The 6,511-nt window shown below is 70.9% G+C and carries 6 protein-coding genes; 4 read left to right on the plus strand and 2 right to left on the minus strand.

Annotation, left to right across the window (positions count from 1 at the left end; all coding sequences use genetic code 11):
- The coding region (locus SACHA_RS21795; RefSeq protein WP_039738879.1) for an MFS transporter at positions 1–1,556 on the minus strand (1,556 nt) is incomplete at its 3' end.
- Between the two features lie 255 nt (positions 1,557–1,811).
- Here SACHA_RS21795 and SACHA_RS0112105 point away from each other — a divergent pair.
- From SACHA_RS0112105 to SACHA_RS0112120, 4 genes are all read left to right on the plus strand, one after another.
- Positions 1,812–2,090, plus strand: coding sequence for a hypothetical protein (locus SACHA_RS0112105; protein WP_019810032.1), 279 nt, complete (start codon positions 1,812–1,814; stop codon positions 2,088–2,090).
- 77 nt (positions 2,091–2,167) lie between these two features.
- Positions 2,168–3,700, plus strand: a complete 1,533-nt coding sequence (locus tag SACHA_RS0112110; RefSeq protein WP_019810034.1) for a sodium-dependent transporter — start codon at positions 2,168–2,170, stop codon at positions 3,698–3,700.
- The gene (locus SACHA_RS23930) at positions 3,700–3,816 is read left to right on the plus strand and encodes a methionine/alanine import family NSS transporter small subunit (protein WP_019810036.1); all 117 of its coding nucleotides are present in this window, start codon (positions 3,700–3,702) and stop codon (positions 3,814–3,816) included. The genes SACHA_RS0112110 and SACHA_RS23930 overlap by 1 nt, the downstream gene beginning before the upstream one ends.
- Before the next feature lie 173 nt (positions 3,817–3,989).
- Positions 3,990–4,709, plus strand: coding sequence for a DUF2267 domain-containing protein (locus tag SACHA_RS0112120; protein ID WP_019810038.1), 720 nt, complete (start codon positions 3,990–3,992; stop codon positions 4,707–4,709).
- A 2-nt stretch (positions 4,710–4,711) separates the two neighbouring features.
- Here SACHA_RS0112120 and SACHA_RS0112125 read toward each other — a convergent pair whose 3' ends face one another.
- Positions 4,712–6,418, minus strand: a complete 1,707-nt coding sequence (locus SACHA_RS0112125; RefSeq protein WP_019810041.1) for an alkaline phosphatase D family protein — start codon at positions 6,416–6,418, stop codon at positions 4,712–4,714.
- Positions 6,419–6,511 lie beyond the last annotated feature (93 nt).

Genomic DNA, 6,511 nt, shown 5'->3' on the forward strand with positions numbered 1-6,511 from the left:
CGGGCGTCCTCCTCCTCGGCCCGCTCCCGGCGGGCCACGGCGGCACGGCGTTGGGGCCCGAGTTCGGCACCGGCCTCCTCCCCGGGTTCGGCTCCCTCCGCCGGGGGTCCGCCCTCGGCGTCGGCGACGGTGAGCGGCTTGGCGATGTTCTCCATCCCCACCCCTTCGGAGCGCACCCCGAAGATCAGTTCCGCGACCCCGCCCAGTGCCATGACCACCGCGCCGACGGCGAAGCCGATCGCCACCAGCGCCGCCTCTCCGGTGTCGATGAGCTCGCCGAACAGCAACGGACCGATGATCCCGCCGATGCCGGTGCCCACGGCGTAGAAGAAGGCGATGGCCAGCGCCCTGGTCTCCATCGGGAAGATCTCGCTGACGGTGAGATAGGCCGAACTCGCCCCCGCGGAGGCGAAGAAGAACGTCACCCCGATCAGCGCGATGAACGACCACCGGTCGAACCCACCGGTCACCAGGAACACCGCGATGAGCAGGGTCAGGGCCGAGGACAGCAGATAGGTCGTGGTGATCATCTGCTTCCGGCCGACCGTGTCGAACAGTCGGCCCAGCAACAGCGGCCCCATGAAGTTGCCCGCGGCGAAGATCACCATGAAGTAGGGCACGGTCCCCGAGGCCACGCCGTAGAACTCGCTGAGCAGGGTGCCGAGATCGAAGGTGACCGCGTTGTACAGGAACGCCTGCCCGACGAACAGCGACAGCCCCAGGATCGTCCGCTTCGGATACAGCCTGCGCGCCACCCGGGCGATCTCGCGGAACGGGATCCTCTCCCGTTGCCGGACGGTGAGCCCCTCCTGCGGTTCGGACAACTCCTGGGTGGTGTGTTCGAGCACCTCCTGTTCGACCTCGTCGGCGATCCGTTCCGCCTCGTCCTGACGGCCGTGGATGAACAGCCAACGCGGACTCTCCGGAACGACGCGGCGCAGCAGCAGGATGCCGAACCCGAGCAGGCCACCGATCGCGAACGCGAGCCGCCATCCCAGGTCGAACGCGAAGAACGCGGTGTTGAGCAGCAGCACGGCCCCGAGCGCACCCAGCGCCGCGCCCACCCAGTAGCTCCCGTTGATGGTGATGTCCACCTGTCCCCGGTTGCGCGCGGGGATCAGCTCGTCGATGGCCGAGTTCACCGCGGCGTACTCCCCACCGATCCCGAGTCCGGTGACGAACCGGGCGAGGAAGAAGTACCACGGTACGTACGCGAACGCCGTCGCCACCGTCGCCAGCACGTAGACCCCGAGCGTGATGATCATCAACTTCTTGCGGCCGAACCGGTCGGTGAGCTGACCGAAGAACAACGCCCCCAGGCACGCCCCCACGATGTAGATCGCCGCCGCGTAGCCGATGTCCGCGGCGCTGAGGTCGATCCCGCTCCCGGGCTCGATCATCCGCGCCGCGACGGACCCCACGATGGTGACCTCGAGTCCGTCCAGGATCCAGACCGTGCCCAACGCGAACACGATCCGCCAGTGGAACCGGGACCACGGGAGTCTGTCCAGACGGGCCGGAACACGGGTCCGGATGGTGCCGAGTTCGACCGCCATGCCCAGACTCCTTCCTCGCACCGCTCGTGCGCGTCGTCGATCCGTTCGCGTCGTCGGTGTACGCAGCCCGTCCGCGCCCTCCGGTGCCGTCCGGCCGCGTCCGGCGCCGCCTCCGTGGAACCGTCCGAACGGTACTCACGGAGCGCGTTCGTATTGCCACCGCACGTGTTCACCGAGCGGGCGTCGCCTGCTGATACCCGCTCGCCCGTGGCTCGAACCACGGCACCCGCGGGAGCCGCGGGGTACGATCCGGCCATGCTCCGATGCCGGCTGCTCGGCCACCGATTCCGGTTCACCAGCGTCGGCACCACCATGCACTGGTCCTGTGCGCGGGGGTGCGGCGCCGAGGGGGCGAAGACCTACGCGACCCCCGAGGCGGCCCACCGCTACGCCACCGTCTTCGACCGGGAGGACCGCGCCGATCTGGGCAGGCGCGCTCCACTGGTCGCCGGAATCCCGCTCCGCGTGTTCCATGCCCTGCGGTCCCGGCAGAGGCCCCCCGGCGGACGCGACAACTCGGTTAACAAGCGTTAGAGTCTGCGCGATTCACTCGATCGAGCGACTGCACGACGAGACGCACACATCAGACGGACGAGCGAGACGGAAGTTCTATGCAGGAACAACGTGAGCAGTGGGGGACCCGCGCCGGGTTCCTCCTGGCCGCGATCGGTTCAGCCGTCGGCCTCGGCAATATCTGGCGCTTCCCCTACGTCGCGTACGAGAACGGCGGCGGCGCCTTCCTTCTGCCCTACCTGGTCGCCCTGCTGACGGCGGGTATCCCGCTGCTGATTCTCGAATACACGATCGGACACCGGTACCGCAGCTCGCCGCCGACGGCGTTCCTCCGGCTGTCCAAGCCGGCCCAGCCGATCGGCTGGTGGCAGGTGATCATCTCCTTCGTGATCGCGGTGTACTACGCACTGATCATCGCCTGGGCGGTGATGTACACCGGCTTCTCCGTCGGCACCTCCTGGGGTGACGACCCGGAAAGCTTCCTGTTCGGCGACTTCCTGAACACGGCGGACGCGCCGGACGGGGATTTCTCCTACGTCGGCGGGGTCGCCGTGCCGTTGATCGCGGTCTGGGTGGTCACCCTCGCAGTGCTCGCGATCGGGGTGCGCAAGGGCATCGAGCGGGCGGCCCGGATCTTCATCCCGCTGCTGGCGGTCCTGTTCGTCGTCCTGGTCATCCGGGCGCTGACCCTGCCGGGCGCCACCGACGGGCTGAACGCGCTGTTCTCCCCGGACTGGTCGGCGATCACGGACGGCAGCGTGTGGGTCGCCGCGTACGGACAGATCTTCTTCACCCTGTCCGTCGGCTTCGGCATCATGGTCACCTACGCCTCGTACCTGCGGCGGCGTGCCGACCTGAGCGGGTCCGCACTCGTGGCGGGTTTCGCGAACGGCTCGTTCGAACTCCTCGCGGGCATCGGCGTGTTCGCCACCCTCGGCTTCATGGCCGCCGGCACCGGCACGCCGGTCGGCGAGATCGCCACGAGCGGGATCGGCCTGGCCTTCGTGGCGTTCCCGGAGATCATCTCCAGCATGCCCGGAGGCGAGATCTTCGGCGTGGTCTTCTTCGCCTCGCTCACCATCGCGGGGCTGACCTCGCTGATCAGCATCGTCCAGGTGGTGGTGTCCTCCGTGGCCGACCGCACCGGGCTGAGCCGGGTGCCCGCCGTGCTGATCGTCGGTGGGTTCACCGCGGTGGTCTCGATCGCGTTGTTCCCGACGACGCAGGGCGTCAACATCCTCGACGTGGTCGACCACTTCATCAACCAGTACGGCATCGCGCTGGCCGGACTGGTCGCCGTCATCGTGGTGGCCTGGTTCATCCGCGGGCTGCGGCCGCTGGCCGAGCACGCGAACCTGACCTCCGCCGTTCGGGTGGGCCCGCTGTGGCGGATCACCCTCGGCATCGTCACGCCGGTGGTGCTGGGCTGGATGATGTGGGACAGCCTCAGCGCCGAGTTCGCCGAGAACTACGGTGACTACCCCACCTGGTTCCTGATCGGCGCGGGCTGGGCCGTTGCGGTCGGCGCGATCGTGCTCGGCATCGTGCTCTCGCTGCTGCCGTGGAAGCACGGCAGGCAACAGGCCCCGGACGAGGCCGGGACCACCGATGTGGAAGGGGTGCAGCACTGATGTCCACCGGTGCCATCATCATGCTGATCGTGTCGATCCTGCTGGTCTGGGGCGGCCTCGGGGTGTCGATCGCGCTGCTGCGCCGGCACCCGGAACAGCCCGACGAGGAGCTCTGAGCTCGGCCGGAAGGGTGTGTGGGGCATCGTTTCCCGTGGTCGTCGCGGGAAACGATGCCCCACAGCCGTCCGTTGTCCCACGGTGCGCCGGACCACCCGGGTGCATAGTCACCCACCCTCCGGGTAGCCGAATCGCACACAGCGACCCCGTGGTGCGTGAGCGAGGAGGGCCCGTGCAGTACCAGGACCTGATCGAATCCGTCCGGACCGACGCCCGGCTGGACAGCAACGACCACGCGCGCGAGACCGTCTCGGCGGTGCTGACCACGGTCGCGCACGGGATCCCGCCCGAGGACCGGACACGGTTGGCCGAGGCCCTGCCGGGATCCCTGGAGGGCGCCGCCGAGGTTCCGGGGCCGCGGGAACCCCGCGACGGTGCCGAGGTCGTCACCGAGATCGGACGCCGTCTCGACGTGGAGGCCGAACGTGCCCGCTATCTCGCCCAGGCGGTGTTCGGTGCCCTGCGCGCGGAGGACCCGGAGCTGGCGGACCGGATCCACGGGACCCTGGAGGCCGACGTACGGGAGGTGCTGACACCGTCCGGCGAAGCCTCCCGGCGTGCGGAGAGCGAGCGCGGCGAGGTACCGACCGAACTCTCCGACGCCGAGGTGGACCAGGCACTGCGGCGGCTGACCGGGTGGACCGGGGACCACACCGCGATCTCCCGCACGGTCCAGCTCCCGGCGGACCGGCTCGAACCGCTGGTGAACCGGGTGCAGCGGGTCGCGGGCGAGCGCAACGACCGGGCCGCGGTGTCCCGGGACAGCACCGACACGGTGACGTTCACGCTGCGCACCGGTCGGCCGGGCGTGGTCACCGAGCCGGACGTCGAACTCGCCGAGCAGATCGACCGGGTCGTGTTCGAGGTGGGCTCCGGCGGACACCCCGGGTGAGGTCAGCTCACCGGGACCCGCGCGTACCCGGTCAGGTCCCCGTCCGCGACCCGCTCGATCCGCACCTCGGCCCGGCGCCCCCGCAGCTCCACCGTCGTCACGGCGTTGGCGAAGCACGGGCCCGCGGTGCGCGACCACGTCACCTCGGGCGGTGCGACCCCGGCACGCCGGGACCACCACCGGGTCACCCGCGCGACGATCCGCCACCACGCCACCGTGAACGCGGCGCGCAGGACGCCGGGCGCCGCGTTGTGCAGCGGTGAGCAGGTCACCTGGTACACCGCCGCACGCAGGGGCCGGGGGAACCGCGCCCGGGCCACGTAGCTGTGGTGGACGTCGCCGGACAGCACCAGGATCGAGGCCGGGGCGTCGGGCCGGTCGCCCACGCGGGCGATGAGCCGGGTGAGCCGGTCGAACGAGGTGCGGAAGGCCGCCCAGTGTTCGAGGTCGACGGCCTGCCGGACGGCCTCCGCGGCACGCCCGCGCCACCCGCCCCGCCGACAGGCGGCCTCGTTCAGCGACTCGACGTGCGAGATCGCCGGCGGGAGCAGCCAGGGCAGCGACGAGCCGAGCAGGAGGTGGTCACAGCCCGCGTCGACGAACTCCCGGGCGTTGTCCTCGACCCAGCGGAACTCGGCGGAATCGAGCATGGAGCGACGCCCGTCCGCGAGGATGCGTCCGGCCCGGGTGTCCACCATGAGCAGCCCCACCCGGCCGAACGTGCGCCGGTAGCTCCACCGGGTGTTCTTCGCCCCGGTGAGGTCGTCGTCGGCGATCTCGGCGAGTTCCCGCAGCACGCCGGTCTTGTCCCCCGGCCCGTCCAGCACGGCGACGGCGGTCGGATCCGCGGCCAGCTCGGCGGGCGAGAGGTTACCGAGGTGCTGGTAGACCCAGTAGCTCAGGAACGCGCTGCGCAGTCGCTCCGCCCACCACGGTCGCCGCCGCATGGCCGCGCGCCAGGCCTGCGAGATGTTCCAATCGTCCCGGACGTCGTGATCGTCGAAGATCATCGACACCGGCACGGTGGCCATCAGCCACCGCACGGCCGGATCCGACCACGTCTCGTGGTACAGGTGGGCGTACTCCGCGAAGTCGACCACCTCGTCGCCGGGTGGTTCGTCGGCGCGGGCCGGTTCGTCGGCGCCGGGTGGTTCGGGGACACCGCGCCGGGTCGCCAACCACCGTGCGGTCTCGTCGCTGACCTCGTCGGCGTACACCTGGTCACCGAGCAGCAGCAGTGCCCGCGGGCGGTCCGCCTCCGGCCACGCGGCCATGCGCCGCGCGTACCGGGCGAGCGCGTCGGTGCCCTGCCCCGGCTCCCGGGCGGGTTTGCGGCACGACCCGAAGATCAGGCGGAACGCGGATCCGGCGACGTCCACGGCACCGGCGCGGGGCAGCGTGCGGATCCGGGCGGGCGGGAACGGCGAGTCCGGCTCGGGCCACACCGCACGGTCGTCGAGCGACACCGTGTACGGCAGGCTCGTGTCCGGGTCGAGCCCGGTGAGCACCACCAACGCATAGTGGTGCCCGGACACCGTGAACGTCGGGGCCCGGGCCCGTACCACCACACGGCCGGGCACGCCCCCGTCCGCGGGGACACCGACGTCGACCGACACCGCACACGGCGCGCCGGTCTCGACCCAGACCGTGGCGGTGGTGTCGTCGGTGTGCCGCAGCAACGGCCCGAGCACCAGTTCGGGACTGTCCACGACACGAGGCTAGTCGGGGGGTGCGGGGCCCGGCATTCCGCCGTCCACCGGGCCGCCCGCCGCATCGACCGGCCCGCGGACCGTCCCGGGAGC

The sequence above is a fragment of the Saccharomonospora halophila 8 genome (assembly GCF_000383775.1).
Lineage (GTDB): Bacteria > Actinomycetota > Actinomycetes > Mycobacteriales > Pseudonocardiaceae > Saccharomonospora > Saccharomonospora halophila.

Coding starts and splice junctions, on each gene's coding strand:
- SACHA_RS23930 (WP_019810036.1), top strand. CDS start 3,700: ATGTCCACCGGTGCCATCATCATGCTGATCGTGTCGATCCTGCTGGTC.
- SACHA_RS0112110 (WP_019810034.1), top strand. CDS start 2,168: ATGCAGGAACAACGTGAGCAGTGGGGGACCCGCGCCGGGTTCCTCCTG.
- SACHA_RS0112105 (WP_019810032.1), top strand. CDS start 1,812: ATGCTCCGATGCCGGCTGCTCGGCCACCGATTCCGGTTCACCAGCGTC.